At 55.8% G+C, this 25,927-nt stretch carries 25 protein-coding genes; 11 read left to right on the forward strand and 14 right to left on the reverse strand.

Features of this window, described 5'->3' with window-relative positions; all coding sequences use genetic code 11:
* The first annotated feature begins 32 nt into the window (after window positions 1-32).
* Together yidC and yihA are read left to right on the forward strand one after the other, a co-directional pair.
* A complete protein-coding gene (yidC, locus tag RT613_RS11660; RefSeq protein ID WP_313615505.1) occupies window positions 33-1,835 on the forward strand; it encodes a membrane protein insertase YidC in 1,803 nt (600 codons plus the stop codon).
* Complete coding sequence (yihA, locus tag RT613_RS11665; RefSeq protein WP_313615507.1) at window positions 1,832-2,485, forward strand: ribosome biogenesis GTP-binding protein YihA/YsxC; 654 nt, start codon at window positions 1,832-1,834, stop codon at window positions 2,483-2,485. The genes yidC and yihA overlap by 4 nt, the downstream gene beginning before the upstream one ends.
* 29 nt (window positions 2,486-2,514) lie before the next feature.
* Here the strand turns inward: yihA and RT613_RS11670 are convergent, their stop codons facing one another.
* A complete protein-coding gene (locus tag RT613_RS11670; RefSeq protein WP_313615509.1) occupies window positions 2,515-2,892 on the reverse strand; it encodes a hypothetical protein in 378 nt (125 codons plus the stop codon).
* Between the two features lie 226 nt (window positions 2,893-3,118).
* On the opposite strand from RT613_RS11670, the gene argB reads away from it, so the two are divergent.
* Window positions 3,119-4,003: an acetylglutamate kinase gene (gene argB, locus RT613_RS11675; protein WP_313615511.1), complete on the forward strand. Its 885-nt coding sequence runs from the start codon at window positions 3,119-3,121 to the stop codon at window positions 4,001-4,003.
* 54 nt (window positions 4,004-4,057) lie between these two features.
* Here the strand turns inward: argB and RT613_RS11680 are convergent, their stop codons facing one another.
* Complete coding sequence (locus RT613_RS11680) at window positions 4,058-4,975, reverse strand: DMT family transporter (protein WP_313615513.1); 918 nt, start codon at window positions 4,973-4,975, stop codon at window positions 4,058-4,060.
* Between the two features lie 89 nt (window positions 4,976-5,064).
* On the opposite strand from RT613_RS11680, the gene RT613_RS11685 reads away from it, so the two are divergent.
* Window positions 5,065-5,787, forward strand: a complete 723-nt coding sequence (locus RT613_RS11685; RefSeq protein ID WP_313615515.1) for a pyrimidine 5'-nucleotidase — start codon at window positions 5,065-5,067, stop codon at window positions 5,785-5,787.
* A 124-nt stretch (window positions 5,788-5,911) separates the two neighbouring features.
* Window positions 5,912-6,508, forward strand: a complete 597-nt coding sequence (locus RT613_RS11690) for an EF-hand domain-containing protein (protein WP_313615517.1) — start codon at window positions 5,912-5,914, stop codon at window positions 6,506-6,508.
* A gap of 90 nt (window positions 6,509-6,598) precedes the next feature.
* Here RT613_RS11690 and RT613_RS11695 read toward each other — a convergent pair whose 3' ends face one another.
* Window positions 6,599-6,856: a DUF1150 family protein gene (locus RT613_RS11695; RefSeq protein ID WP_313615519.1), complete on the reverse strand. Its 258-nt coding sequence runs from the start codon at window positions 6,854-6,856 to the stop codon at window positions 6,599-6,601.
* A gap of 131 nt (window positions 6,857-6,987) precedes the next feature.
* Window positions 6,988-7,413 (reverse strand): Hsp20 family protein, encoded by a 426-nt coding sequence (locus RT613_RS11700; protein WP_313615521.1) that lies wholly within the window; start codon window positions 7,411-7,413, stop codon window positions 6,988-6,990.
* 190 nt (window positions 7,414-7,603) lie between these two features.
* On the opposite strand from RT613_RS11700, the gene RT613_RS11705 reads away from it, so the two are divergent.
* The gene (locus RT613_RS11705) at window positions 7,604-8,545 is read left to right on the forward strand and encodes a nucleoside hydrolase (protein ID WP_313615523.1); all 942 of its coding nucleotides are present in this window, start codon (window positions 7,604-7,606) and stop codon (window positions 8,543-8,545) included.
* 99 nt (window positions 8,546-8,644) lie between these two features.
* Here RT613_RS11705 and RT613_RS11710 read toward each other — a convergent pair whose 3' ends face one another.
* A complete protein-coding gene (locus RT613_RS11710) occupies window positions 8,645-10,996 on the reverse strand; it encodes a methyl-accepting chemotaxis protein (protein WP_313615524.1) in 2,352 nt (783 codons plus the stop codon).
* Between the two features lie 249 nt (window positions 10,997-11,245).
* Window positions 11,246-12,115 carry an LOG family protein gene (locus tag RT613_RS11715; protein WP_313615526.1) on the reverse strand — a complete coding sequence of 290 codons (870 nt, stop codon included), beginning with the start codon at window positions 12,113-12,115 and terminating at the stop codon, window positions 11,246-11,248.
* A gap of 226 nt (window positions 12,116-12,341) precedes the next feature.
* Between RT613_RS11715 and dapD the strand changes: the two genes are divergently transcribed.
* Genes dapD through RT613_RS11730 form a run of 3 tightly spaced genes read left to right on the forward strand, consistent with a single transcriptional unit; the run spans window position 12,342 to window position 14,988 of the window.
* Entirely contained in the window at window positions 12,342-13,196 is an 855-nt protein-coding gene (gene dapD / locus RT613_RS11720) for a 2,3,4,5-tetrahydropyridine-2,6-dicarboxylate N-succinyltransferase (protein ID WP_313615528.1), read from the forward strand.
* 15 nt (window positions 13,197-13,211) lie between these two features.
* A complete protein-coding gene (dapE, locus tag RT613_RS11725; RefSeq protein WP_313615530.1) occupies window positions 13,212-14,405 on the forward strand; it encodes a succinyl-diaminopimelate desuccinylase in 1,194 nt (397 codons plus the stop codon).
* Entirely contained in the window at window positions 14,392-14,988 is a 597-nt protein-coding gene (locus tag RT613_RS11730; RefSeq protein ID WP_313615532.1) for a hypothetical protein, read from the forward strand. The genes dapE and RT613_RS11730 overlap by 14 nt, the downstream gene beginning before the upstream one ends.
* A gap of 69 nt (window positions 14,989-15,057) precedes the next feature.
* Here the strand turns inward: RT613_RS11730 and truA are convergent, their stop codons facing one another.
* The 4 genes from truA to RT613_RS11750 all read right to left on the reverse strand — a co-directional run bounded on the left by truA (window position 15,058) and on the right by RT613_RS11750 (window position 18,983).
* Window positions 15,058-15,864: a tRNA pseudouridine(38-40) synthase TruA gene (truA, locus tag RT613_RS11735; RefSeq protein ID WP_313615534.1), complete on the reverse strand. Its 807-nt coding sequence runs from the start codon at window positions 15,862-15,864 to the stop codon at window positions 15,058-15,060.
* Window positions 15,864-16,799 carry a methionyl-tRNA formyltransferase gene (gene fmt / locus RT613_RS11740; protein WP_313615535.1) on the reverse strand — a complete coding sequence of 312 codons (936 nt, stop codon included), beginning with the start codon at window positions 16,797-16,799 and terminating at the stop codon, window positions 15,864-15,866. Before fmt ends, truA begins: the two co-directional genes overlap by 1 nt.
* Before the next feature lie 66 nt (window positions 16,800-16,865).
* A complete protein-coding gene (def, locus tag RT613_RS11745) occupies window positions 16,866-17,378 on the reverse strand; it encodes a peptide deformylase (RefSeq protein ID WP_313615537.1) in 513 nt (170 codons plus the stop codon).
* 96 nt (window positions 17,379-17,474) lie between these two features.
* The gene (locus RT613_RS11750) at window positions 17,475-18,983 is read right to left on the reverse strand and encodes a globin-coupled sensor protein (protein WP_313615539.1); all 1,509 of its coding nucleotides are present in this window, start codon (window positions 18,981-18,983) and stop codon (window positions 17,475-17,477) included.
* A gap of 195 nt (window positions 18,984-19,178) precedes the next feature.
* On the opposite strand from RT613_RS11750, the gene RT613_RS11755 reads away from it, so the two are divergent.
* Window positions 19,179-20,369, forward strand: coding sequence for a DNA recombination protein RmuC (locus RT613_RS11755; RefSeq protein ID WP_313615541.1), 1,191 nt, complete (start codon window positions 19,179-19,181; stop codon window positions 20,367-20,369).
* Between the two features lie 46 nt (window positions 20,370-20,415).
* Window positions 20,416-21,315 (forward strand): ribokinase, encoded by a 900-nt coding sequence (locus tag RT613_RS11760; RefSeq protein ID WP_313615543.1) that lies wholly within the window; start codon window positions 20,416-20,418, stop codon window positions 21,313-21,315.
* Window positions 21,316-21,398: 83 nt separating this feature from the next.
* Here RT613_RS11760 and RT613_RS11765 read toward each other — a convergent pair whose 3' ends face one another.
* The 4 genes from RT613_RS11765 to lnt all read right to left on the reverse strand — a co-directional run bounded on the left by RT613_RS11765 (window position 21,399) and on the right by lnt (window position 25,802).
* Window positions 21,399-22,103 carry a tRNA (guanosine(46)-N(7))-methyltransferase TrmB gene (locus tag RT613_RS11765; RefSeq protein ID WP_313615545.1) on the reverse strand — a complete coding sequence of 235 codons (705 nt, stop codon included), beginning with the start codon at window positions 22,101-22,103 and terminating at the stop codon, window positions 21,399-21,401.
* Between the two features lie 8 nt (window positions 22,104-22,111).
* Window positions 22,112-23,350 (reverse strand): methionine adenosyltransferase, encoded by a 1,239-nt coding sequence (metK, locus tag RT613_RS11770; RefSeq protein ID WP_313615547.1) that lies wholly within the window; start codon window positions 23,348-23,350, stop codon window positions 22,112-22,114.
* Window positions 23,351-23,549: 199 nt separating this feature from the next.
* Window positions 23,550-23,966 (reverse strand): helix-turn-helix domain-containing protein, encoded by a 417-nt coding sequence (locus tag RT613_RS11775; protein WP_313615549.1) that lies wholly within the window; start codon window positions 23,964-23,966, stop codon window positions 23,550-23,552.
* 246 nt (window positions 23,967-24,212) lie between these two features.
* Window positions 24,213-25,802: an apolipoprotein N-acyltransferase gene (lnt, locus tag RT613_RS11780; protein ID WP_313615551.1), complete on the reverse strand. Its 1,590-nt coding sequence runs from the start codon at window positions 25,800-25,802 to the stop codon at window positions 24,213-24,215.
* Window positions 25,803-25,927: the final 125 nt, after the last annotated feature.

Below are 25,927 nucleotides of genomic sequence, written 5' to 3' on the forward strand. Positions count from 1 at the left end.
CGGTCCCAGGAGACCCGCTCCAGGAAAGAATGATGGAAAAGAACCGCAATTACTTCATCGCGATAGCCCTTTCGGTTGTCATCGTCCTTGCCTGGCAATTCCTTTACATGAACCCGCGCATAGAACAGCAACGTCTGGCTGAAGAAGCGCGCAAGGCACAGGTCGAGCAGACGCAGGCAGCCAGTGGCGCCGCCGCCTCGACCGAAGGTGCTGCTGTCAATGGTACCCTTCCAGGTGCAGCAGGTCAGCCTGCCGCCACCGCAACCCGTGAAGAATCTCTGGCGAAGTCGCAGCGCGTCACAATCGACACCAGCGCAGTTGCCGGATCGATCAATCTGACCGGCGCACGCCTCGATGACATCCGCCTCAAGGACTACCATGAGACCGTTGATGACTCGAGCCCGATCATCACGCTGTTTTCTCCATCGGACAGCAAGGATGGCTACTTCACCGAGCTTGGCTACATTGCTGGCGAGGGTGCCGGCACCGTACCTGGCCCGTCGACCGTGTGGACTGTTGCCTCCGGTGACAAACTGACCGAGACGACACCGGTTACCCTGACCTTCACCAACGAGAAGGGCGTGGTTTTCAACCGCACCATTTCGATTGACGAACACTACATGATCACAGTGACCGACAAGGTTGAGAATCCGGGCCAGGAAGCTGTGTCCTTCTCCACCTATGGCCGCGTGACACGCAACAACAAGCCGACGACGCCGTCCGTATTTGTTATTCATGAAGGCTTCATCGGTGTGACTGGCCCTGATGCCAGCCTGACCGAAGAAACCTACAAGAAAGCCGAAGAAGGCGCACTGACACTGCCGAAGGGCACTGGTGGCTGGCTTGGCATCACCGACAAGTACTGGGCCGCAGCGATCGTTCCGCCGCAGACCGTTCCTTTCGAAGGTCGTTACTCGCACTTCACCGATGGCCAGCCACGGTATCAGGCTGACTACCGCACCGATGCGATGACAGTTGCCCCTGGCCAGTCCATGGAATTCAAGAGCCTGGTTTTTGCTGGCGCCAAGGAAGTTCCGCTGGTCGACAACTACGAAACATCGCTGTCCATCCCACGCTTCGACCTGATGATCGACTGGGGCTGGTTCTACTTCATTACCAAGCCAATGTTCAAAATGATGGACTTCTTCTTCCGTTATTTTGGTAACTTCGGCGTTGCCATCCTGATGACGACCATCGTCGTGAAGGCGCTGTTCTTCCCACTGGCCAGCAAGCAGTACGCCTCCATGGCCAACATGAAGCGCATGCAGCCGAAGATGGAAGAGCTGAAAGCCAAGCATGGCGATGACCGTATGGCATTGCAGCAGGCGATGATGGCGCTCTACAAGGAAGAAAAGATCAACCCGGTAGCCGGTTGCTGGCCGATGCTGTTGCAGATTCCGGTGTTCTTCGCGCTCTACAAGGTCATCTACGTCACCATCGAAATGCGCCACGCGCCGTTCTTCGGCTGGATCCACGATCTTTCTGCGCCAGATCCAACCTCGCTGTTCAACCTGTTCGGTGTGTTGCCTTACGACGTTCCGCACTTCCTGATGATTGGCGTGTGGCCGATCGTGATGGGCATTACCATGTTCCTGCAGATGCGCATGAACCCAACCCCGCCAGATCCAACACAGGCCATGATCTTTACCTGGATGCCGTTGATCTTCACGTTCATGCTCGCATCCTTCCCGGCCGGTCTGGTTATCTACTGGGCATGGAACAACACCCTGTCGATCAGCCAGCAGGCGCTCATCATGAAGCGTCACGGTGCAAAGATTGAGCTGTTTGACAATCTCAAGGGCTTGTTCAAACGCAAATCGGCCGAACCGAAATGACGACCGGTTCTGCTCAGGATAAGCCGCTTTTCGGACGGCCATGGATCTTCATTCGCGGCGTGCCCGCCATGAAGTTCCTGCCGCCTGAGGGGCCGCCGGAAATCGCATTTGCCGGCCGCTCCAACGTCGGTAAGTCCTCGCTTATCAATGCGCTGGTCGGTCACAAGGGACTGGCCCGCACGTCGAATACGCCGGGCCGCACGCAGGAACTGAACTACTTCGTTCCGGATGGTTATTCCGGCCAGGAAAACGACCTGCCGCCGATGGCGCTGGTCGATATGCCCGGTTACGGCTACGCGCAGGCGCCAAAGGAACAGGTGGATGCCTGGACCAAGCTGGTGTTTGATTATCTGCGTGGCCGTGCGACGCTGAAGCGCGTTTACGTGTTGATCGATTCCCGCCACGGCGTGAAGAAAAACGACGACGAAGTGTTCACCTTGCTCGACAAGGCGGCGATTTCCTATCAGCTGGTTCTGACAAAGACCGACAAGATCAAGGAAGCCGGTGTGCCTCGTCTGATTGGCGAAACGCTGGAGAAAATCCGCAAGCACCCTGCCGCTTATCCGGAAGTGCTGGCCACCTCATCTGAAAAGTCCTCTGGACTTGATGAATTGCGTGCCGAAATCACGCGCACCGTCGGTTACGTCTAATACCCGCGGTTATTGCTCTCTCCTGTCATTCAATGCGTGAATGACAGGGCAAGCGCAAAAAGCACCGCAGTGAAGGCCACGACACGCCAAAATCCTGCAGAATTCCACAGAGCTTTCAGCACCGGCCTTTTGTCCGCCGCGTGGTGACGCGCCTGCATGGCAGCCATATTGGGTTTTGACTGAGGCTGCAGCCGGCCTGCATAGGCTGAATGGCTGACCTGCTCCTCAAAAGCGACCTGCTGCAGATTTGCCTGCCAGCGGCTGACCATCAGCGCAAAGGACCGGTCTTGCCGGATGCGTAGCGTCAATTGCTCATGAACATCCCGAGGCAATGCGCCCAGCACATATTCGCCTGCCAGGATTTCGTCCTTCATGCCGCTTTGTTTGTTGCTGTCCGGCATACTCATCTGCCGTCCGCTCCCTGTCACCGATTTTGTTGTCCGTCGCGCCTCCCGCGCGATACGTCCTTCCAAATCAAGCTGTGCCTATTCCTTCGATGTGTCAATCACCATGAAACCACACCAATCTGGAATTTATCGTTTTCAGCCAGACCGCACACATTAAGCGATTGAGATTATTCCCTCCGTCAAAAACTTGCGCTAAAAGGCCGCAACCAACGACGAGGGTTTTTCCATGGCAAGTTCTGAAAGCGAAATGCAAGCACGGCTTCTGGCGCAAGCCCTGCCCTTCATGCAGAAATACGAAAATAAAACCATCGTCGTGAAATATGGCGGCCATGCCATGGGCGACCCTGCACTGGGCAAGGCTTTCGCCGAAGACATCGCGCTTCTCAAGCAGTCCGGTATCAACCCGATCGTTGTGCATGGCGGCGGCCCGCAGATCGGCGCAATGCTCGCCAAGATGGGCATTGAATCGAAGTTCGAAAACGGTTTGCGTGTCACTGACGCCAAGACGGTCGAAATCGTCGAGATGGTTCTAGCTGGATCCATCAACAAGGAAATTGTTGCCCTGATCAACCAGACCGGCGAATGGGCGATAGGCCTGTGCGGCAAGGACGGCAACATGGTCTTTGCCGAAAAGGCGAAAAAGACGGTTGTTGATCCTGACAGCAACATTGAGCGCGTTCTCGACCTCGGTTTCGTTGGCGAGGTGGTGGAAGTCGACCGCACACTTCTCGACCTGCTTGCCAAATCCGAAATGATCCCGGTTATCGCCCCTGTTGCACCGGGCCGCGATGGCGCGACCTACAACATCAACGCCGACACCTTTGCCGGTGCGATCGCTGGTGCGCTGCACGCCACCCGCCTGCTCTTCCTCACCGACGTTGAAGGCGTTCTGGACAAGAACAAGGAACTCATCAAGGAACTGACGGTGTCGCAGGCCCGCGCGCTGATCAAGGACGGCACGATTTCCGGTGGCATGATCCCCAAGGTCGAAACCTGCATTGACGCGATCAAGGCCGGTGTTCAGGGCGTTGTCATTCTCAACGGCAAGACCGCCCACTCGGTTCTGCTGGAAATCTTCACCGAAGGTGCAGGCACGCTGATCGTTCCCTGATCTGAACAAATCTGACGTTTAAAGGGTGTAGCGAAAAACCTCGCTGCACCCTTTTTATTTGAACAGAAGCAGAGCAAGCACGCCGAGCACGATCAACAGGCAGCCGCCGAGCTCAAGGCGATTGAGCCGTTCCTTGAAAAACAGCACGCTTGAGGCAAAGGCAAACAGCATCTCCACCTGCGCCAGTGCTTTCACCACAGCCGCCTGTTGCAGGGTCATGGCGGTAAACCAGCCGAAGGACGCCGTTGCGCCAACAAAACCGACAATGAGCGATGGTTTCCAAGCCTTGGCGATATGGGCAAGCTCGCCACGTTCTTTCCACCATATCCAAGCAAACATGGTGAAGCACTGCACAAGGATGACAAAGACCAGTGTATAACTGGCCTGAATAAGCGCGTCAGGTGCAGGAAGGCTGTCGGTGAGAGCAAGCGATGCCGAACGATAAGCAACCGAAGACAGGCCAAACAACGCACCGGAGCCAAGCCCGATCAAGGCTGTGGGGCTGATCACTGACTTGAGGATTGCCAGCGGCGTCACTTCGGTACGGGCCACCGAAATCATCATCACGCCGGCCATCGATATGGCAATCGCCAGCACGGTTCCAGCGTTGATGCTTTCGCCAATAAAGATCAGCGCGATAAGAGCAGCCTGAGCCGGCTCGGTCCGGGAATAAGCCGTTCCGACAGCAAAATTACGAAACGAAAATAGGTGAACCAGCAGGAAGGTCGCGGCAATCTGCGCAACAGCCCCGACCAGCGCCCATTTGATGAAACCAGCATTCGGGAGCGGCAAGACCCGTTCGAAACCGAAATGCAGCAGAAGCAGATAAAAGACCGCAAAAGGCATGCCGAATCCAAAGCGCACGAAGGTCGCACCCGTCGTGCCCATCTTGCCCTTCAAATATTTTTGCAAGGTCGAGCGCAAATTTTGAAGAAATGCGCTGACGAGGGTAATGCCGATCCAGAGTTCCATGAGATGGCCGTATCACACCGTCATTCCTCTTGCCAATGGTAGGGAATAAATCTGTTTTCTCCCTTACGTCGCCATGGCATAAGGTTCGAATGACAAAGCCACACAACGTTCCGCAGCACGCCGATTTCGACCACGTTCATGACTGGGTGTTTGATCTCGACAACACACTTTACCCGCATCACATCAATCTGTTTGCGCAGATTGATCGCAACATGACCGCCTACGTGTCGGAACTGCTGCAACTGGAGCAGGATGAAGCCCGCGCGTTGCAAAAACGCTATTACCACGAGCATGGCACGACCTTGCAGGGATTGATGATCCATTACGGTATCGATCCCAATGACTTTCTCGAAAAAGCCCATGCCATCGATTATTCGCCGCTATTGCCACATCCGGAGCTTGGTGAGGCGATCAAGTCGCTTCCGGGTCGCAAGTTCATTTTGACCAATGGCAGCGTCAAACACGCACAGGCCGCCGCGGGCGCGCTGGGCATTCTCGACAATTTCGAGGATATTTTTGATATTGTCGCGGCAGATTATCTGCCGAAACCCGCCACAGCGACCTACGAAAAATTCGCAGCTCTTGCCAAACTCGACACAAACAAGGCGGCGATGTTTGAAGATCTGCCGCGCAACCTCACTGCGCCGAAGGCGCTGGGCATGAAAACCGTATTGCTGGTTCCACGCAATCTTGAAGGTGTCATCATGGAGCGTTGGGAAATCCCGGGTGAAACGGATGCTCACATCGATTACATCACCGACGATCTCACGAGCTTCCTGACCCATTTGACGGAAACGAAAAAGCCGCTTTAAAAAAAGCGGCTAGCCTTCTGCAAACATTACAAAACCTTCACTCACATTACAGATGTTTAAGTGGTGCAACACGCCATGCGGCATTACCTTTTCCGTCAGGGACACCAAAGGAAAGGTACTAGCGATGACCACAAAAAAGATCACCCTCACCGCTCTTGGTGCAGCACTTATTCTCGGCAGCACATCCGTGGCCAGTTTCGCGGCGCCAAGAGACCGCCATCCGCCAATGCCACGCGAGGCACTGTTCATCCATCTGCTGAAGGTGGCTGATACAGACAAGGACGGCAAGGTTTCCAAGGCCGAATTCGATGCGCGTCAGGAAGGCCTGTTTGCGGAAATCGACAAGGACAAGGACGGCTCGATCACACCTAAGGAAATGCGTGAGTACCGCAACGCCAAATTCGAGGAGTTCCGCGCCAACAACCCGCGCCCTGAACGCGAAAATGCCGAAGGTCCCAAGGACAAAGACCGTGAAGACCACGCCAAGAACGATGACCGTCGTCACGGTGAGGGTCGCCATGCTGCAAAGGGTTGGGGTGAAGGCCGACATGGCGGCAAGGGTGGCGGCTTCAGGCTGATCCGCATGGCCGACAAGGATGAAAACGGTCAGCTCAGCAAAACGGAGGTCACTGAGGCCAGTGCCAAGCTGTTTGAGCGACTGGACCGCAACAAGGATGGCGTTATCAGCATTGATGATATGCCGGATCGCCCATTCCCCTGAACTGACCTGATTTAAAAACAAAGCCCGCCGGGTTGGTGCCTGGCGGGCATGGCATGAGACGAAACTGAGGGACAGTGCCTGAAACGGATATCAGTGCAGACTGACAGTTTTCAGGTGATCTTCCGCGGCCTTGAAAAAAGTGCTGGAGCGATTGTCGGTCAACAGGATCGGCGTACCGTCGGCGCCGAACAGGGCCCAAAGATCGAGCTGTGGATCAACATCAGGTGCTTCAGGAAAACAACGGCTGATTTCCTCGGCGCGCATGCGCCTTATGTAACCCACCTCACCTGCTCCGATGTGAGCAAGCTGTGACTGTGTCAGGCGCGCATGCGCATCCTTCAAAAGCATTTTATGCCTCCACATTTGCGGACGCTGTCACCAACGCCCTTCGGAACCTTACGTTCTCATGAACGCTTGTGCAGTCCCGCCAAGACCCTCGCACTCAGTTCCCTTTTTGTCAGGTTGCGGTGCGTTACGTCCTACTGTGAAACGGAAATGTTAATTTTCTTCACCATGTTGGAAATTTCCGGGCGAACCAGATCGATTGAAAGCAGGCCGTTTCGAAGCCGTGCCTCCCCCACCTTCATGCCATCGGACAGCACGAAAACACGCTGGAATTGCCGCGCAGCGATACCACGATACAGAAAGTCGCGTTTTTCCTGCTCCTGCTGGCGCCCACGGATGATCAGCTGGTTTTCAACCGTCGTAACATCCAGTTCCTCTTCCGAAAAACCGGCGACAGCAATGGTGATGCGCAGGACATCGTGTTTGTCGTCGTCGCCACGCAATCGCTCTATGTTGTAGGGGGGATAACCGTCGTTGCCCTTGATCATGCGCTCAAGGGTTTTCTCCATAGCATCGAAACCCAGCACCATCGGGTTCCCAAAAGGTGTCATACGGCTCATCTTATGCCCTTGTTTTACCCAAGCGACGTGTCGCGAACCCGGCAATCGGCACCCGCAGCCAATCATATGGGAATAAACGGCCTGTCTCGCAAGACGTCTGGTGGGCACATCTGCATCTTCTGATACCCCAACTTGACAATGTCCTTGTGAAGGGTCGAAAAGAACCACCTCACTCAATTGCAGGCGCATCATGACCGAACGCAGAAAAATCATTATCGATACAGACCCTGGCCAGGACGACGCTGCCGCCATCATGCTGGCACTGGCCAGCCCTGAACTCGAAGTCCTGGGCCTGACGGCTGTTGCCGGCAACGTGCCGCTTCGACTGACCAGCCGCAATGTCCGCATTATCTGCGAATTGTGCAACCGCACCGATGTGCCCGTTTACGAGGGCGCTGATCGTCCGCTGGTTCGCGAACCGATCACCGCAGAACATGTGCACGGCAGCACAGGTCTCGATGGTGCGGAGTTTGCCGAACCGACCATGCCGGTACAGCCACAGCATGCGGTCGACTTCATCATCGAAACCATCATGCGCGAGCCTGCCGGTACGGTGACGCTGTGTACGCTCGGTGCGCTGACCAACATTGCCACGGCCCTCAACAAGGCACCTGAGATCGCCCCGCGCGTCAAGGAACTGGTGATGATGGGCGGCGGTTATTTTGAAGGCGGCAACATTACGCCCGCCGCAGAATTCAACATCTATGTGGATCCGCAAGCCGCCGATATCGTGTTCCGTTCCGGTATCCCTATTGTCATGATGCCGCTGGATGTCACGCACAAGCTGCTGACGACCAAGGAACGCGTGGCCAAGATCCGTGATATCGGCACCCGTCCGGCACTTGCCATGGTTGGCATGCTGGAATTCTTCGAGCGTTTCGATGTCGAGAAATACGGCTCGGATGGCGGCCCGCTGCATGACCCGTCGGTTATTGCCTATCTGATCAAGCCCGAGCTTTTTACCGGCCGGGAGTGCAATGTCGAAATCGAAGTCACGTCTGAGCTGACGATCGGTGCGACCGTTGTCGACTGGTGGCACGTGACGGATCGCAAGCGCAATGCTCTTGTGATGGGCGGCGTTGATGCGGACGGTTTCTTTGCGCTTCTGACAGAGCGTTTCGCCCGCCTCTGATGCGGTCCTGACGTCAAAAAGACACACATGAAAAAGCCACCGGATTGCGCCGGTGGCTTTCTTGTTTGGTAAACCTTCGCTGGTTTGCTCAGACCCGGCTCAAAACTCGGTCCAGTCCGCTTCCGCCAGTGCATTGGCACCCGACACGCGCGGCACGGCACGCGCTGGCGCTTGTGCTGCAACTGGAGTTCTTTTCACCTGATGTGACGGTGCAGTCGCCGCAGCGGAACGCATAGTGCTTGCGACAGCGTGCAACGGATGGCCGGCATTGCCGGAGACCGCGAACTTCGCCACCAGCGTTTTCAGCGTATCGGCTTCGCCATTCAACGTCACGCTGGCAGCGGTTGTTTCTTCAACCATCGCAGCGTTCTGCTGAGTCACCTGATCCATCTGGTTGACCGCAGAGTTGATTTCCTTGAGGCCAACCGCCTGCTCGCTGGCAGAGGCGGAGATCTGACGGATCAGGCCGTTGATTTCCATGACCTGCGCAGAGATACGCTCCATCGTCTCACCGGCACGACCGACGAGATCAACGCCCTCATGCACCTGCGTGGACGAAGTGTTGATGAGCGCCTTGATTTCCTTGGCGGCCGTTGCAGAGCGCTGCGCCAGTTCACGCACTTCCTGCGCAACCACCGCGAAGCCCTTCCCGGCCTCACCGGCACGGGCAGCTTCCACACCAGCATTCAGTGCCAGCAGATTGGTCTGGAAGGCAATTTCATCGATCACGCTGATGATACGGGAAATTTCCTGCGACGACTGTGCAATGCCGTTCATTGAATTGACGGCCAGCTTGACGACATCACCGGATTTTCCGGCATCATCACAAGCGTGATTGACGGTTTCAGCTGCGCGCTGGGCATTTTCAGCACTGGAATTGACCTGTGCCGTCAACTCGTTGAGGGCGGCAGCGGTTTCTTCAAGACTTGCCGCCTGCTGTTCCGTGCGGTGCGACAGATCGCTGGCAGCGCGGGTAATTTCACCCGTGCCATTGCCGATGCTGAACACTGTCGTGTTGACCGTCATCATTGTTTCTTCAAGGCTTGTCAGGGCAGAGTTGAAGTCCGTCTTCAGCTTGGCATAGTCGCCCGGGAATTCATCCTGGATACGGTAGGCGAGATTGCCCATCGACAATTCGTTGAGGCCGCTTCCAAGCACCGAAACGATATGCATCTGCACGCGACCATTTTCGTTGCGCTCGGCCTCTGAGCGATTGCGCTCAATTTCCGCTGCGCTACGCTGGTGTTCGGCGTCCTGCTGAATACGCAAGGAATCAGCCAGTTTGACACGGAAACCTTCCAGAGCCTTGGCCACATCACCGGTTTCATCCAGCCTTTGCTGGCCGGAAACCGTATGGTCATATTGACCCTGCTCCAGGGTCTTCACATCCTTGACCAGTGCGGCCAGCGGATTGCGCACAAAGAAGCGGACAGCGAAATACAAGGTGGCAATAACGGCGGCCAGAATGACCAGAGCACCGAGAACCATCAGGAAGGTCTGTTCATTGACCGGGGCGTTGAGAGCGCTGTGAGGAATATCGACAAGCACGACCCAGGTTGCATTGAGGCCGGGAACCGCAAATGGATAGACCAGACGGTTGAACGGCGTGTCGGTGTCCATGCCGAGATTTTCAATCAGCCCGCCAGTGCCGTTGGAGATGGCTGTCTTGACGGTCTCTGCGCCATTGTCGCCATAGGCCTTCATGTTGAGATCAGCAGAGGGCGGCACCAGCCATTGTCCGCCCTGTGATATCAGCGTCACCCGCCCGGTTCCGAAAGGATGGATGGCTTGCAATTTGGTCGACAGCGATGCCAGCGAGATATCAACGCCCGCCACACCAATCATCTTGCCGCCAGACATCACGGGATAAGCAAGCGACGTCATGGTGGTGGGAACCTGCGTACCTTCCGCCAGATAAGGCTGGGTGATGGCGCCTTTACCGGTCTTGGCCGCTAGCGAATACCATTCGGCCGCATAATCATTGTTGAAGGTCGAGAACTGGATGTCGTTGGTCTGGGTCTTCGACCAGTAAGGTGCAAAAGCACCGTTGGCATTCATGCCAAGCTCCGTCTTGCCAGCCAGTTCGGTTGTCTGGCCATCGAACAGACCGATCTGCTCGCAGAACCAGCTTCCGAAGGCAAAGGCGTTTTGCTCGACATTGGCTTTCAGAATGTTGACGATGCCGGGGCGATCCATCGACTTGCCCTCATGGGCACGTCCGATAACGCCGGCCATGGAGCGCGCTGCACTTGCCATTTCTCCGACATCTGCAGAGATCGTGTTGGCGATAGCGCGCGCTTCCGTGTTGGCCTGCTCCATCGTCAGGGCATGTACACGTTCGCTGGTTTGCAGAATAAGGAACGAATTGGATGCAACGAGAACCGTTGCGATAGCGCCGCCTGTAGCAAGAATCAGCTTGGTCGAAAGCGACCTGATCTTGATTTTGAACATCATTGCCTCAAATAAAACGCGCGAGTTTCGGCAACCCGGCACAATGGCTAACGAATAAGGGGATCTCCATCATGGAGGGTCTGTTCCGCGCAGACGGATCGCATCAATCGCGACAATTCTGAATTATTCGATTTTTCCTAAAATTATTATAAATAGAAGCGCGTCTTTGAAAAAATAAACGGCCTACACCCTAAAATGGAGGCCGTTTATTCTAGGTTGTACTATTGTGACAGAAGTAACGATCCGCCGTTACACGGTTTCCGGCTCATAAAATGACGCAACGATATCCCAAGCCTGTTCTGCCGTTTCTGCAAAATGCAGAAGTTCCATGTCTTCCGGAGCAATGGTACCGAAGTCTGCCAGTGCTTGGAAATTGATGATCGAATTCCAGAACTTCTCCCCAAAAAGCACGACCGGGATGCGGGCCATACGTTTGGTCTGGATCAGTGTTATGGATTCAAAAAGCTCATCCAGCGTGCCGAACCCGCCTGGGAAAATGACAATTGCCTTGGCGCGCATCAGGAAGTGCATCTTGCGAATGGCAAAATAGTGAAAGTTGAAGCTGAGATCCGGCGTGACGTATTCATTGGGCGCCTGCTCGTGTGGCAGCAGAATGTTAAGCCCGATTGAAGGCGCCCCAATGTCAGAAGCCCCGCGATTTCCGGCTTCCATCACACCCGGACCACCGCCCGTGACCACCACATATTCGCGGTGGTCATATTTTTCAGCCTCTTGCGCGCAAATGCGCGCAAATTTGCGGGCCTCATCATAATAGACCGACGCTGCTTCCAGATTGGTCTTCTGGGTTTCATTCTTGGCTGCCCATGCCGGCATGCCAGGGGCAGGAATGCGTGCACCGCCAAACATCACCACGGTTGATTTGATGCCACGTTCGGTCAACACCATTTCGGTCTTGAGAAGTTCAAGCTGCAAACGAACCGGACGCAATTCTTCACTGCACAGGAAATCCGTATCGACAAAGGCAAGGCGGTAGGATGGCGACGCCGACTGCGCAGTCTTGGGGATGACTTCCGCCTGGTCGCGATCCACGGAACTGCTTTTCAGAGGGTCCCAAACGCCATCTTTCCGACGCAGCTTACCGTTTTTTACTTTTGCCATTGCATTGCCTTTCCTTCACCTACGCCAACAGCTTGGCGCCATTCTCAATCTTGCGATCACCCGCATGTCACCATGCAAGGTATAGGCCATCGTGTTTTTTTGAAGCCATCTGCCCGACAGACCAAAAATTCATTCCGATTCCCGGACCAATGCTGTAGAGCATTTCCCGAACATTGCCCGGGCTCTCCCGTCTGCAACGATAGTCAACGAAGTTTAAGGAATTCTCATGAGCAGCACCGATCTCGCTTCGCTTGAGCGCATCATTGAAACCGCATTCGACAATCGCGACACCGTTTCGATTTCGACAACTGGTGAAATCCGTGATGCGGTCGAAACATCGCTCAATCTTCTGGATGGCGGTAAAGCGCGCGTAGCTGAAAAGCAGGCAGACGGTTCGTGGAAGGTCAACCAGTGGCTCAAGAAGGCCGTATTGTTGTCGTTCCGACTCAATGACATGGGCGTCATCAAGGGCGGCCCTGGTGCTTCGGTCTGGTGGGACAAGGTGCCTTCCAAGTTTGAAAACTGGGGCGAAAGCCAGTTTCGCGAAGCCGGTTTCCGCGCTGTTCCAAATGCTGTCGTGCGTCATTCCGCTTATGTGGCCAAGAACGTCGTCCTGATGCCGTCCTTCGTCAATCTCGGCGCTTATGTCGATGAAGGCACGATGGTTGACACCTGGGCAACCGTTGGTTCCTGCGCCCAGATCGGCAAGAATGTTCACCTGTCCGGCGGCGTCGGCATTGGTGGTGTTCTCGAGCCACTGCAGGCTGGCCCAACCATCATCGAAGACAATTGCTTCATCGGTGCGCGCTCCGAAGTGGTTGAAGGCTGCATCGTCCGCGAAGGCGCCGTGCTTGGCATGGGCGTTTACATCGGCAAGTCCACCCGTATCGTGGACCGCGCCACTGGCGAAATCACCTATGGTGAAATTCCGCCATACTCGGTCGTCGTATCCGGCACCATGCCGGGCAAACCTTTCCCGAATGGTGAGCCAGGCCCAAGCCTTTATTGCGCAGTGATCGTCAAGCGCGTCGATGAAAAGACCCGCTCCAAGACCGGCATCAATGAACTGCTGCGTGACTGAGTGAAAGTGCAAGACATGTCCGTGACCGATCCCGTTTCCAATCTCGCTGCCCTGATCCGTTGCCCGTCCGTCACCCCGGCGGAAGGCGGCGCACTGACTTTGCTGGACACCCTTTTGACGCCGCTTGGCTTCAAGGTGGAGCGCATGACAGCGACGGAGGCGGGAACGCCTGACGTGGAAAACCTTTATGCCCGTATCGGCACTGATGGCCCGCATCTGATGTTTGCGGGTCATACCGACGTTGTGCCGGTTGGCGATGAGGCTGCATGGAGCCACCCGCCCTTTTCCGCCGACATTGCCGGTGGTGAAATGTACGGACGCGGTGCGGTGGACATGAAGGGTGGCATTGCCTGTTTTGCAGCGGCGATTGCCCGTTACATCGAAAAGAACGGCGCCCCGAAGGGCTCCGTTTCTTTCCTGATCACCGGTGATGAGGAAGGCCCTTCCATCAACGGCACCTCCAAACTTCTGGAATGGGCTGCTGCCAAGGGAGAGACCTGGGATGCCTGCGTGGTTGGCGAACCAACCAACCCTGACGTCTTGGGCGACATGATCAAGATCGGTCGCCGCGGATCGCTGTCCGGACGCGTTACCGTGCACGGTGTACAGGGCCATGCGGCCTATCCGCATCTGGCAGACAATCCGCTGCGCGGTCTTTTGCAATTGACCCATGCGTTGATGGACCCGCCATTCGACAATGGCACGGACAATTTCCAGCCGTCCAATCTGGAAGTGACGACAATCGATACCGGCAACACGGCGACCAACGTCATTCCGGCCAAAGCGACCGCGTCATTCAACATCCGCTTCAATGACACATGGACTGCAGACAGTGTGAAGGCGGAGATCGTGCGTCGTCTGGAGACGGCAGCGGCCAATGGCGCGCTGCGACCCGACCGTGCGCCTGCTCGTTACGATATCGTCTGGGCTGACCGGCCAAGCCACGTGTTCATTACCCGCAACAATGCGCTGATCTCCTCGCTGTCTGGTGCGGTGGCAGAGGTAACCGGCAAGGAACCGAAGCTTTCCACGACAGGCGGCACCTCAGACGCACGTTTTATCAAGGATTATTGCCCGGTGGTGGAGTTTGGTCTTGTCGGCCAGACCATGCACATGGTCGATGAGCGTGTTGCTGTTGCGGACCTTGAAACACTCACCCGCATATACGAAACCTTTATTGAGCGCTGGTTTGCCAATGCCGCTTCTTAGCGAGGTCCGCTATTACCTGCATGGTCTCTGGCTGATGTTTTGCGGAGACCCCAAGGGGCAGAGCTATCTTGACCTGTCCGATCGCGGCATGTTGCGATCCTTCTTTTCGGCCATCTGGAGCCTGCCTGCACTCATCTTGTCCTGGATGTGGTGGCAGCGGGCTTTCACGGTGGCGCAAGGCCCCGAAAGCGCGACGGGATTTTCCTATTATCTGCGACTGGCACTGGTTGAGGCGATCTGCTGGGTTGTTCCGCTAGTCCTGATCGGTTGCCTGATGCTGCTGTCCGGTGTGCGGGAGAAATTCCCGGCCGTTGTCACCGTGGTCAACTGGCTGAACCTGCCCTATTCCTATGCGTCCACCATTCTGGTGCTGATTGCCGTCGCCCTGCCTGGCTTGCAGGGTTTTATTGCGCTGTTGTGGTTTTCGCTGCTTCTGTCGCTGGTCTGGTCGTTGTCACGTATCCTTGCCCTTGTACTGGGCAAACAGCCACTATTGATCTCCACGGCTGTCATGACCCTGCTTATCCCCGGCATGCTGCTGTCGGAGCTTCTGCAGCGTTTCCTCGGCGTCTATCCGGGATAAGCTTATCCTTTTACCTACACCGCTGGCCATCCTGCTTGATAACGGTGTCGCCCTGCTTTTGGAGCTGGGTCAGGAAAGATCGTCACCGTCACGGGTCATCTCCACCCGACTTTGGCGTGGCGGGATAATGTCGGGATAATCCACCTGCATGAAGTAAAGCCCTTCGGGTGGTGCGACCGGCCCGCAGGCTTTCCTGTCCTTGGCTTCAAGTGCTGCGCGCACGTCCTGCGGGGTCATGGTGCCTTCCCCCGCCAGTTTGAGTGTGCCGGCAAAGGAGCGGATCTGATTGTGCAGGAAACTTTGCGCCGATGCCCGGATTTCGATGAGTTCGCCATTGCGGGTTACATCGAGCCTGTTAAGCGTGCGCACGGGACTGTTGGCCTGACAGTGCGCAGACCGAAATGTCGTAAAATCATGGCGACCGACCAGCATCTGGGCTGCCGCATGCATGGCATTGTGATCGAGATCCTTCGGCACCCACCAAGCGCGTTTATGCTCCAGCGCAAGCCGCGATTTGCGCGAGATGATGCGGTAGAGATAGTGCCGACGAACCGCCGAAAAACGCGCATCAAAATCTTCGGTGACCGGCAGAACATCCAGAATTGAGACCATGTCGCCAGCCATCGCGATATGGGCATTCAGGGCATTTCTGAGCTTATAGGGCTCCCATTCACGCGACAGATCGGCATGGATGACCTGCCCCATGGCATGGACGCCGGAATCCGTACGGCCAGAGCCACGGATCGACACGGTTTCGCCCGTCAGAGATAAAATAGCGTCTTCAATGGCGGATTGAACGGAGCGATCTTTTTCCTGCCTTTGCCATCCGACAAAGGCCGTGCCGTCATATTCAACCGTCATGCGGTAACGTGGCATCAGGTGAGCCTTGTGCCTTCAGGGAGCGCAGTGCCGCGCAGAAAATCTGCTGCGGCAAGCGGCTTTCCACCTGCCTTTTGCAACCGCTGCAGACGGATAGCACCCTCTGCGCAGGCAACAAGCAACTGATTGTCCAGAATGGTACCCGCAACGCCACTGCCGCTGTCCAGCGTCGTTTCGAGAACCTTCACACGTTCCAGCTTGCCGGAAATTTCGGTCTCGAACCAAGCGCCGGGAAAGGGTGCAAGGCCACGGATGCCGTTATGCACATCCTGCGCTGGGCGCGAAAAATCAATGCGGGCTTCCGCCTTGTCGATCTTGGCGGCGTAAAGCACACCGTCCTGCGCCTGTTCTTCGAGCGGCAGATCATCGGCTTCCAGCTTGTTCATCGCCTCTGCCATCGCGCGTGCGCCGGCAAACATCAGCGCGTCATGCAACTGGCCCGCTGTCATGTTTTCACCGATCGGCACTTTCACCGTAAGAGCGACTGGACCGGTATCCAGTCCCTTATCCATCTTCATGACCATCATGCCGGTTTCTTTATCGCCAGCCATGATGGCACGCTGGATGGGGGCAGCGCCGCGCCAGCGCGGCAGAAGCGAGGCATGACCGTTATAGCAGCCCAGCCGGGTGCCGGTCAGAATGGCTTCCGGCAACAGCAGGCCATAGGCGACAACAACGGCAACATCCGCATCGAATGAACGGAATTGCTGTCTGTCTTCCTCGGCCTTGAAATTAACAGGTGTCAATACCGGAATACCAAGCAACTCAGCTGCCTGATGCACCGGTGATTTTTGAAGATCCAGACCACGCCGGCCGCCTGGGCGCGGTGGCTGGCTGTAGACGGCCACCACCTGATGACCGGCCTCCACCAGAGCCCGCAAGGTTGCCACCGAAAATTCCGGTGTTCCCATAAAGATGATGCGAAGAGACATGGTCGCCTCCCTGATTTCACTGATCTGGTGATGCCGTGCCGGTGTGTTGAACCGGCACAGGCAGGATCAGGCTTTCGCCTTGGCGATCTTGGTGAATTTCTTGATGACCATGTCGCGCTTCAGGCGCGAAATATGGTCGATAAAAAGCACGCCGTTCAGATGGTCGATCTCGTGTTGCAGGCAGGTTGCCAGCAGACCGTCCGCTTCAAGCGTCTGCTGTTTGCCAGTCCGGTCGACATAATTGACCGTCAGTGCAGCGGGGCGTTCCACTTCCGCGTAATAGTCGGGAATGGAAAGGCAACCTTCCTCATAGGTCGAAAGCTCGTCCGAGGTTTTGACGATTTCCGGATTGATGAAGACAATCGGTTTGTTCTCTTCATCTTCGCGGGACACATCGATCACCAGCATACGACGGGCAACGCCGATCTGGATGGCAGCAAGGCCAATACCGGGTGCGTCATACATGGTTTCCAGCATGTCATCGGCAAGCTGAATGATTTGCGAATCCACCTGTTCGACCGGCGTGGAAACCTGTCTGAGCAAGGGGTCAGGAAGAATGATAAGTGGTTTGATGGTCATGGCTTCCCATAACCCATCTGATTGCCAGAGGAAATCAAAAAACACAGCATCACTTCGCCACCATGAAGGCCGGGAGCACGACGACCGGGCTTTACCTTAACCGGCCCAGCGAACCGCATCCCTATCCGGACTGATCTGGCGGAGGGTCGAGCGGGTTTTGAACTTGTTCAGTGACTGCACAAGCTGTTCGACCTCATGGCGCAGCGTGATGGTCTGTGCCGATGTCTGTTCGACCATGGCAGCATTCTGCTGGGTTATCGTATCCATGGCACCAACGGCAGCGTTGACTTCCCGCAATCCGCCGGACTGATCTTCCGCCGCTGTGGCGATTTGTGAGACGATCCGGTCAATGTCGCCAATACGATCGGTAATCATGCGCAGCGCCTCACCGGCATTGTTGACCAGCCCAACCCCATTTTGAACCTGGTTCGAGCTTTGCGAAATCAGGCCCTTGATCTCTCTGGCGGCGTTCGCACAACGCTGCGCCAGTTCACGCACTTCCTGTGCCACCACCGCAAAACCACGCCCTGCCTCACCGGCACGCGCCGCCTCAACACCGGCATTAAGAGCAAGAAGATTGGTCTGGAAAGCGATCTCATCGATCACACCGATGATCTTGGAAATTTCGCTAGAGGAATCAGCGATATCCCCCATGGCCTGAACGGCGCGGGTGACCACTTCTCCAGAGGAATGCGCATCGCTCAGTGCAGCCCCCACTGCCGCTGCTGCCTTTTGTGCACCGGTTGCCGTCACAGCGACATTCTGTGTGAGTTCCGCCAGCGCAGCGGTGCTTTCTTCCAACCCAGCTGCCTGCTGCTCCGTGCGCTGTGACAGGTTTTCCGTGGCATTGGCAATGCTGGTGGTGGCCTTGAGAATTTGCTCTGCAGTCTGGCGGACCGCGGCAATCGTCTCGTTCAGGTTTTCAACCGAAACGTTGTAATCATTGCCAATCTTCTCGAAATTATCCGGCATCTTTTCAGTCAGGCGGGTTTCAAGATCACCCTTGGCGAGAGCCGACAGAAGTCCAGTCAGCGATGCCAGCGCCTGCTGTTGTTCGCGCGCATTGCGCTGGCGCTCTTCTTCCAGCTGCTTGCGTTGCTGGTCGAGGATCTCGAGATAAATGGAGATGGAATAATCCATGTCCAGTACCGAAGCCTTGACGATGGCCGAGACATCTTCCGCAAGGCCTTTTGCCTTGTGTTTGCCGAAACGTGACGGCCAGCGCTCTCTCATCACGGCGTGGATGAGTTGCTCCATGAGAAGGGCGTAACCGCCCATGTACCACCGGGGTTCAAGACCGATACGGGCATGGGCCTGTCCAACAGCCTGGACACCATCGACGTATTTTTCGTCATAGCTTGCCGACCCAACCACACCCCAATGCTCGACCTGGCGCTTTTTGGCGCCCTGCATGTGACTGTCGTTGCGAAAAAATGCGGCCGTTTCCGGGGTGGCCCTGATCTTGGTGTAAAACGTGTCCAACGCGGCTGCGACATTGCCTGCTATTACCGGCTCCAGATCTTTCAGCCTTTTTCGTGCCTCGGAATCGAGACCAATGAAATCGAGCCGTTTGGCCAGCACCTGTTTACTGTCATTTGTTGTCATGCACGGTCCCCTTGCACCCCAGTGAGGCCATGCTCCGGTCTGTCGCCGGACCCGAAACGTGGTTAATTCATGGTTACACCACGATTCCTTTCGAATTTTCTAAAATTAAAACTCCTTTCTTTCGGACATAAACCAAAGCCTGCAATGTTCTTGTTTTGATCTTCCGAATCAAATCGAATCCGGTTAGGCTCGGCCATGAACATTGATTTTCCCGTTCTCGGCATACCGGTGCTGACTGTAGGTGGTGCGCAGATTTCTGCAGGCGCTCTTCTGGTATGCCTGATGCTGCTTGCGATCGCTTTACCGGCTTTCATTTCCATGCGCTTTTCTAGGCGCGGCAATGATGCACAAAGCGAAGTCAGCGCATTACTGCGCACGCAAGCGGAACTGCACGGACGCATCTCGGCTTTGACCGAGACAATGTCAACCCGGCAATCGGAGTTGAGCCAGCACCTCAACCAACGACTGGATGGCATGTCGCAGCGCATTGGCGCGACGCTGACCGAGCAGACAAAATCCACCCACGACAATCTCAGCAAATTGCAGGAACGACTGGCAGTGATCGATGCTGCCCAGAGCAACATCCAGACCCTTGCCCGCGACGTTGTTGGTCTCCAAGCTATTCTTTCCAACAAACAGACGCGTGGTGCCTTTGGGCAAGCGCGGATGGAAACGATCATCGCCGATGCCCTGCCGTCCAATGCCTATGCGTTGCAGCCGACCCTGTCGAATGGCTCCAGACCGGATTGCACAGTGCGGATGCCCAACAATGCGCCGCCACTGGTGATCGACGCCAAATTTCCGCTGGAAGCCTGGAATGCCATGCGCGAGGAAACCACGCCGGAAGTGCGAAAACTTGCGGCCCAGCAGTTTCGCCGGGACATGGAAGTACATATCCGTGACATTTCGGAAAAATACCTGCTGGCTGGCGAAACGCAGGACACCGCCTTTCTGTTTGTGCCGTCAGAATCGATTTTTGCCGATATCCACCAGCATTTCGAAGCGGTCGTACAAAAGGCCCATCGCATGCGGGTGGTCATCGTTTCGCCATCGCTGCTGATGTTGTCAGTACAGGTCATTCAGTCCGTTTTGAAAGACCAGCGCATGCGCGAACAGGCCCATCTCATTCAGGGTGAAGTTGCTCTGCTGATGGACGACCTCAATCGGCTTGACGACCGCACGCGCAAGCTGCAGGGACATTTTCAGGCCGCCCAGAAAGACGTGGATCTTATCATGACCTCGGCAGACAAGCTGGCAAAACGCGGCAACAAGATCGAAGCGCTGGATTTTGGAACCGACACGCCGGAGCAGCCGTCCACACCTTCTCCACAGCCATTGGAGAGCCGAATAGGCAGTCTCAAGTTCCGGGTGGTTGACGACGAGTGACCGCCTCGGGCAAAGTCGCCGCAATTGAACAGCAATTGGACATATCATGATTACTGTATTCGGCTCCATCAACATGGATCTCGTCGCGACCGCTCAACGCCTGCCCAAACCCGGTGAAACCGTCAACGGCCAAACCTTTACAACCGCTGCTGGCGGCAAGGGCGCCAATCAGGCCTTGGCAGCCAGACGCGCCGGCGCCACCGTGCGAATGGCCGGAGCTGCGGGCGATGACACCTTCGCCAAACCGGCGCTGGAACTGCTTGACGAAGCAGGGGTTGACCTAACAACCGTCAAGACCTCACCCGGCGCGACCGGTACGGCCGTCATTCTGGTCGGTGAAGGTGGAGAGAACATGATTGCTGTCGTCCCTGCGGCCAATGGCACCATTACCCCTGACGACGCCGCAAAGGCGCTTGACGGCATGGGCAAGGGCGACACGTTAATGCTGCAGTTTGAAATTCCCGTTGATGCGCTTGAAGCTGCCCTGCGTGGCGCGAAAGACAAGGGAGTGACCAGCATTATCAACACCGCGCCGCTGACAGATGACGCAGCGCGTATCTCCGCTCTTGCCGATATCGTCATCGCCAATGAGACAGAATTCGAGCTGTTGATCGGCAAACAGGGCATTTCGAGCGAAGACCGCCAGCAGGCGATGCAGGACATGCACGCCCGGACTGGCCAGACCATCATCATCACACTTGGCGCAGAAGGCGTGATCGCCATGCGTGACGGCCAGTTCCACAAGGCAATGGGCCTGAAGATCGAACCGGTTGATACTGTGGGTGCTGGCGATACGTTCTGCGGTTATCTGGCAGCCGGCCTCGACAAGGGACTGGACTTTGCAACGGCTCTCACGCGCGCTGCCGCCGCCGGTTCTCTTGCCTGCACCAAACACGGCGCCCAGCCATCCATTCCACTGGCCAGTGAAGTCGACCAACGGATTTGATATCGACGATTGGATCAAGTCCATTCAAAACAGAAAAGCCGGGCGAGACCCGGCTTTTTCGTGATTTTTCTGAAAACTCTGATTCAAACGCGAATGAAGGTGAGGTAGGCCGACGTGCGGCCTTCGCGTTTTGCCTTGGCCTCATAACGTGTACCTGGCCAACCCGCGTAAGGAGTTTTCCAGTCCTCGGCCGATTTTGCTGTCCATTCAAAACCGCCATGATCGCGACAATGGGTCAGCGTCCAGTTGACATAGGTATCGATGTCAGAGGCAAAGCAGAATGTCCCACCCGGCTTTAGCACACGGTGGAAACGGGACAGGTTGACCGTAGAGACAAAGCGTCGTTTCCAGTGCTTTTTTTTCGGCCATGGATCGGCATACAACAGGTCGATCTGATCGAGGCAAGCATCCGGCAACCAGTCGAGAAGCTGCGTCGCATCATCATCGTAAAGACGGATATTGTTGATGTTGTTGTCACCGACCTGGCGAAGCAGCTTGGCCATGGAGTTGACGAAAGGTTCAACGCCAATGAAGCCGGTTTTCGGCTCTTCGATGGCGCGGTGAACCAGATGTTCACCGCCACCAAATCCGATTTCCAAACGCAACCGTTCGACCGGCTCCGGGAACAGCGAGACAAGCGAAGCTGGCGGCGCGCTGGCAAGGTCGACTTTCAGTTCCGGCAGCAGATTTGCGATGTCATCGCTCTGCCGGTCACGCAAGGGTTTGCCCTTGCGTCTGCCGAAAAATGCCTCGGTTGCGCGTTCGCGCCGCTCACTATCGTCTGCCATGCGTTGTTTTAAGCCTTCAATGCTTCCTTGAGCGGCTTGACCAGATCAAGCTTCTCCCAGGAGAACGAACCGTCACGTCCGGACTTGCGTCCGAAATGTCCATAGGACGCGGTCTTAGCATAAATTGGCTTGTTCAGGTCAAGATGGCGACGAATACCGGTTGGCGACAGATCGATAACCTTGCGGATACCTGCTTCAACCTGATCTTCCGTCACCTTGCCGGTGCCATGCAGATCGACATAGACGGACAGCGGCTGAGCAATGCCGATGGCGTAGGAAAGCTGGATCGTGCACTTGTCGGAAAGACCGGCTGCCACAACGTTCTTGGCGATGTAACGCGCAGCATAAGCTGCGGAACGGTCTACCTTGGTTGTGTCCTTGCCGGAGAATGCGCCACCACCGTGCGGAGCGGCACCACCGTAGGTGTCCACGATAATCTTGCGGCCGGTCAGACCAGCATCGCCATCAGGACCACCGATGACGAACTTGCCGGTCGGGTTGATGTACCACTGGCAATCATCAGCGATCTTCAGCGTGCCCAGAGCTTCGCGGATGTAAGGTTCGACAACCGAACGGACCTTCTTGGAATCCCAGCTTTCATCGAGGTGCTGGGTAGACAGAACGATCGAGACAACCTCGGCAGGCTTGCCATCGACGTAACGGACTGTCACCTGGCTCTTGGCATCGGGGCCGAGCTTTGCAGCATCGCCATCACCCTTCTTGCGAGCGGTTGCCAGCAATTGCAGGATAAGGTGGGAATAATAGATCGGGGCCGGCATCAGTTCAGGGGTTTCGCGGCAGGCGTAACCGAACATGATGCCCTGGTCGCCAGCGCCTTCATCACCCTGCTTGTCAGCTGCACTGTCCACGCCCTGCGCGATATCGGCAGACTGTGAGTGCAGCAGTACGTCGATCTTGGCGGTTTTCCAGTGGAAGCCGTCCTGCTCATAGCCGATGTCCTTGATAGCACGGCGAGCAGCAGCCTTGAATTTGGCGGGGTTGATGACGTCCTTGCCGTCCTTGTCCTTCTTCATCAGGCTTGGCGGCAGGCGAACTTCACCTGCAATCACAACACGATTGGTCGTGGCCAGGGTTTCGCATGCGATACGAACGCTCCACGGGTCGACTTTGCACTTTACAGCTTCACGATAAACGAGATCGACGATTTCATCCGAAATACGATCACACACCTTGTCCGGATGACCCTCAGCCACGGATTCGCTGGTGAAAAGGTAGTTGGCACGCATACGGGATTCCCCTCAAAGAAATGGCCTCTGCGTGTGTTAGTCATTTCACGCCAGAAAAACAAGGAGACAACGACATAAATATATCTTTATGTGAGCAATTCCGTAGAGTTCCTATTTACTGGCCAGCTTCCAGACAGCAGACAACAAAAACCCGCCGCGGCCTCTCGACCACAGCGGCAACAATCATAAACCGGCCTTGTTACTCGGCTTCGCCTTCAGCAGAAAGCGCCTTGACCAGGTCAACAATACGACGACGGACCTTCGCGTCTGAAATCTTCACGAAAGCGCGGTTAAGCTGCAGACCTTCAGACGAGGACAGAAAGTCGACCACGTAATTGGAGCTGGACGCTTCCGAACCCGTTGCAGAACCCGGCTGGTCGCCTGGTGCATCTTCGAAGAAAAAGGACACCGGAACATTGAGGATTGCAGCAATGTTCTGCAGCCGGCTGGCGCCAACGCGGTTTGTGCCCTTTTCGTATTTCTGGATTTGCTGAAAGGTGATGCCAAGACTTTCACCCAGCTTCTCCTGGCTCATGCCAAGCATTGTCCTGCGCAACCTGATCCGGCTACCGACGTGAATGTCGATGGGATTTGGCTTCTTTTTGTTCTCGGTCATAGTCAATGTCCTGACATCGATACGTTGCGTCAAATGCAAAATGTCCGGTTGCCCCGGATCATTGCGGGTACTTTAAAAATTCCGGTGGCACTTTCCGCATCTCAAACACGTCAAAAACATGTCATCGGCGCATCAAAAAGTTGCCAGCGACACCTTCAACGAAACGGCAGCCCCTAAGTTCCCCACCATATACCATCTGCGTTGTAGCTATATGCAATATCACTATGCCTTTTTAGGGTTTTTCGGTCAATTACCCTTAAAAACTAAACCCAAACGCGAAACTATTGCTATTATAAGCAGTGCCCCAAAGATCAACCAAAAGTGATCCTCGCGAGTCCCATTATCTACTGATTGCAAAACACCACTACTCAGGGTAGCGTCAAAAACTCCTTTTTGACCATTTGCCAGCCCTGCGACAATTTGTCCCATGGGGTCAATTATTGCAGAAATTCCGTTATTTGCCGCACGAATCATGCCGACGCCGTTTTCAACCGCTCGCAACCGTGCCTGCAAAAAGTGCTGCGAGGGACCCGGTGTCTGCCCGAACCAGCCATCATTGGTGATGTTGAGAAGCAGGGATGCGCCAGACAACCCATTGGCGATTTCATTGGGGAAGATCGCCTCATAACAGATCAGCGGATAGAAGCTCTGCCCACTCGGCAAGGTCAACAGACTGCGATTTGCTGCGGCAGAAAAGCCACCGGGAAGATTGACGATGTTTTCGATACCCCACTTTGTCAGGATATTTTCAAACGGCACATATTCCCCGAACGGCACCAGATGGACCTTGTCGGCAGCGCCGAGGATCTGTCCCTGGCTGTCGATCATGTAAATCGAATTGTAAAAACGCGGCGGCATGCCAGGGGCGGCTTCTTCCGAACGCACCGCGCCGGTCAGCAACACCTGCCCATCCTCCAATACGTCGGCGATCCGTACCAGCGCATCCGGGTTTTGGGTCAGGATAAACGGCACAGAGGTTTCCGGCCAGATGATGATGTCAGGACGTTTTTTGCCGGCAGCGACCGGTGAAGCCGTCAGGCTCAAATGCTCTTCGAAGATCGCCGCCCGGTCGGTGTTTTCAAGTTTGCGCGACTGATCAATGGCGGGTTGAACGATGCGGACCGTCAGGCCGTCTTCATTACGTGCTGGCGCGGTGTAAAGCCTGTATGCGCCATATCCGAGATGTGCTGCGGCAAGAATGACGGCAAGGCCAATGCCGGCAGCAGCGCCTTTTCGTGTACCCAGCAGTGCAGGTGCGGCAAACACATAAACCGCCAGCATGCTGACACCAAACAGCCCGATGGCATGGGACGACTGCATCATGACAGGAATGGGCATGGCACCGTAACCGATGGCATTCCAGGGAAAACCGGTGGCAACAAAACTTCTCAGCCATTCCGCTAGACCAAAAGCGGCAGCCAAAGCTGTGAGACGTCCCAGCCCTTCCGACCAAAGAAGATGGGCAAGGCCAGTCGCCAGGCCGTAAAACAACGCCAACACGGCTGGAAGACCAAGGATCGCCAAAGGCAGCGCCCAGGCAAACTCATCCGCCTCCAGCAGCAGCGCGTTGCCGAGCCACCACAGGCCGGCGACAAAATATCCAAAACCGAACAGCCAACCAATGCGAACGGATGACCACCAGCGGCCGGTTCCACCACCATTGGCAGAACCAACGGAGCCATCCATCAACCAGACGAGCAGGGTGAAAGACAGAAAAAGTGCTGCGAAAAAGCCAAAGGGCGGGAGCGCCAAGGCACCGATGGCACCAGCAGCAATAGCCAGAAGACCACGCCTGAATCCCCCCAAGAGCATGACCTTGCCTGCAAGCCGCTCCATCTGGTCTCCATTCCGTTGGAAAGAGCCGCAGGTTACCCCCGTACGCCTTGGCGCTGGCCCTTGATATTACGTTCTGCGCATCACAACAGATCGGTTTGACCGACAGTTGTTATCGAATCAAATAT

Source organism: Agrobacterium sp., assembly GCF_032092815.1.
GTDB lineage: Bacteria > Pseudomonadota > Alphaproteobacteria > Rhizobiales > Rhizobiaceae > Agrobacterium.

Excerpts from the sequence above, each read along its gene's own strand:
- yidC (WP_313615505.1), top strand. The coding sequence starts at position 33 with ATGGAAAAGAACCGCAATTACTTCATCGCGATAGCCCTTTCGGTTGTC.
- yihA (WP_313615507.1), top strand. The coding sequence starts at position 1,832 with ATGACGACCGGTTCTGCTCAGGATAAGCCGCTTTTCGGACGGCCATGG.
- RT613_RS11670 (WP_313615509.1), bottom strand. The coding sequence starts at position 2,892 with ATGAGTATGCCGGACAGCAACAAACAAAGCGGCATGAAGGACGAAATC.
- argB (WP_313615511.1), top strand. The coding sequence starts at position 3,119 with ATGGCAAGTTCTGAAAGCGAAATGCAAGCACGGCTTCTGGCGCAAGCC.
- RT613_RS11680 (WP_313615513.1), bottom strand. The coding sequence starts at position 4,975 with ATGGAACTCTGGATCGGCATTACCCTCGTCAGCGCATTTCTTCAAAAT.
- RT613_RS11685 (WP_313615515.1), top strand. The coding sequence starts at position 5,065 with ATGACAAAGCCACACAACGTTCCGCAGCACGCCGATTTCGACCACGTT.
- RT613_RS11690 (WP_313615517.1), top strand. The coding sequence starts at position 5,912 with ATGACCACAAAAAAGATCACCCTCACCGCTCTTGGTGCAGCACTTATT.
- RT613_RS11695 (WP_313615519.1), bottom strand. The coding sequence starts at position 6,856 with ATGCTTTTGAAGGATGCGCATGCGCGCCTGACACAGTCACAGCTTGCT.
- RT613_RS11700 (WP_313615521.1), bottom strand. The coding sequence starts at position 7,413 with ATGAGCCGTATGACACCTTTTGGGAACCCGATGGTGCTGGGTTTCGAT.
- RT613_RS11705 (WP_313615523.1), top strand. The coding sequence starts at position 7,604 with ATGACCGAACGCAGAAAAATCATTATCGATACAGACCCTGGCCAGGAC.
- RT613_RS11710 (WP_313615524.1), bottom strand. The coding sequence starts at position 10,996 with ATGTTCAAAATCAAGATCAGGTCGCTTTCGACCAAGCTGATTCTTGCT.
- RT613_RS11715 (WP_313615526.1), bottom strand. The coding sequence starts at position 12,115 with ATGGCAAAAGTAAAAAACGGTAAGCTGCGTCGGAAAGATGGCGTTTGG.
- dapD (WP_313615528.1), top strand. The coding sequence starts at position 12,342 with ATGAGCAGCACCGATCTCGCTTCGCTTGAGCGCATCATTGAAACCGCA.
- dapE (WP_313615530.1), top strand. The coding sequence starts at position 13,212 with ATGTCCGTGACCGATCCCGTTTCCAATCTCGCTGCCCTGATCCGTTGC.
- RT613_RS11730 (WP_313615532.1), top strand. The coding sequence starts at position 14,392 with ATGCCGCTTCTTAGCGAGGTCCGCTATTACCTGCATGGTCTCTGGCTG.
- truA (WP_313615534.1), bottom strand. The coding sequence starts at position 15,864 with ATGCCACGTTACCGCATGACGGTTGAATATGACGGCACGGCCTTTGTC.
- fmt (WP_313615535.1), bottom strand. The coding sequence starts at position 16,799 with ATGTCTCTTCGCATCATCTTTATGGGAACACCGGAATTTTCGGTGGCA.
- def (WP_313615537.1), bottom strand. The coding sequence starts at position 17,378 with ATGACCATCAAACCACTTATCATTCTTCCTGACCCCTTGCTCAGACAG.
- RT613_RS11750 (WP_313615539.1), bottom strand. The coding sequence starts at position 18,983 with ATGACAACAAATGACAGTAAACAGGTGCTGGCCAAACGGCTCGATTTC.
- RT613_RS11755 (WP_313615541.1), top strand. The coding sequence starts at position 19,179 with ATGAACATTGATTTTCCCGTTCTCGGCATACCGGTGCTGACTGTAGGT.
- RT613_RS11760 (WP_313615543.1), top strand. The coding sequence starts at position 20,416 with ATGATTACTGTATTCGGCTCCATCAACATGGATCTCGTCGCGACCGCT.
- RT613_RS11765 (WP_313615545.1), bottom strand. The coding sequence starts at position 22,103 with ATGGCAGACGATAGTGAGCGGCGCGAACGCGCAACCGAGGCATTTTTC.
- metK (WP_313615547.1), bottom strand. The coding sequence starts at position 23,350 with ATGCGTGCCAACTACCTTTTCACCAGCGAATCCGTGGCTGAGGGTCAT.
- RT613_RS11775 (WP_313615549.1), bottom strand. The coding sequence starts at position 23,966 with ATGACCGAGAACAAAAAGAAGCCAAATCCCATCGACATTCACGTCGGT.
- lnt (WP_313615551.1), bottom strand. The coding sequence starts at position 25,802 with ATGGAGCGGCTTGCAGGCAAGGTCATGCTCTTGGGGGGATTCAGGCGT.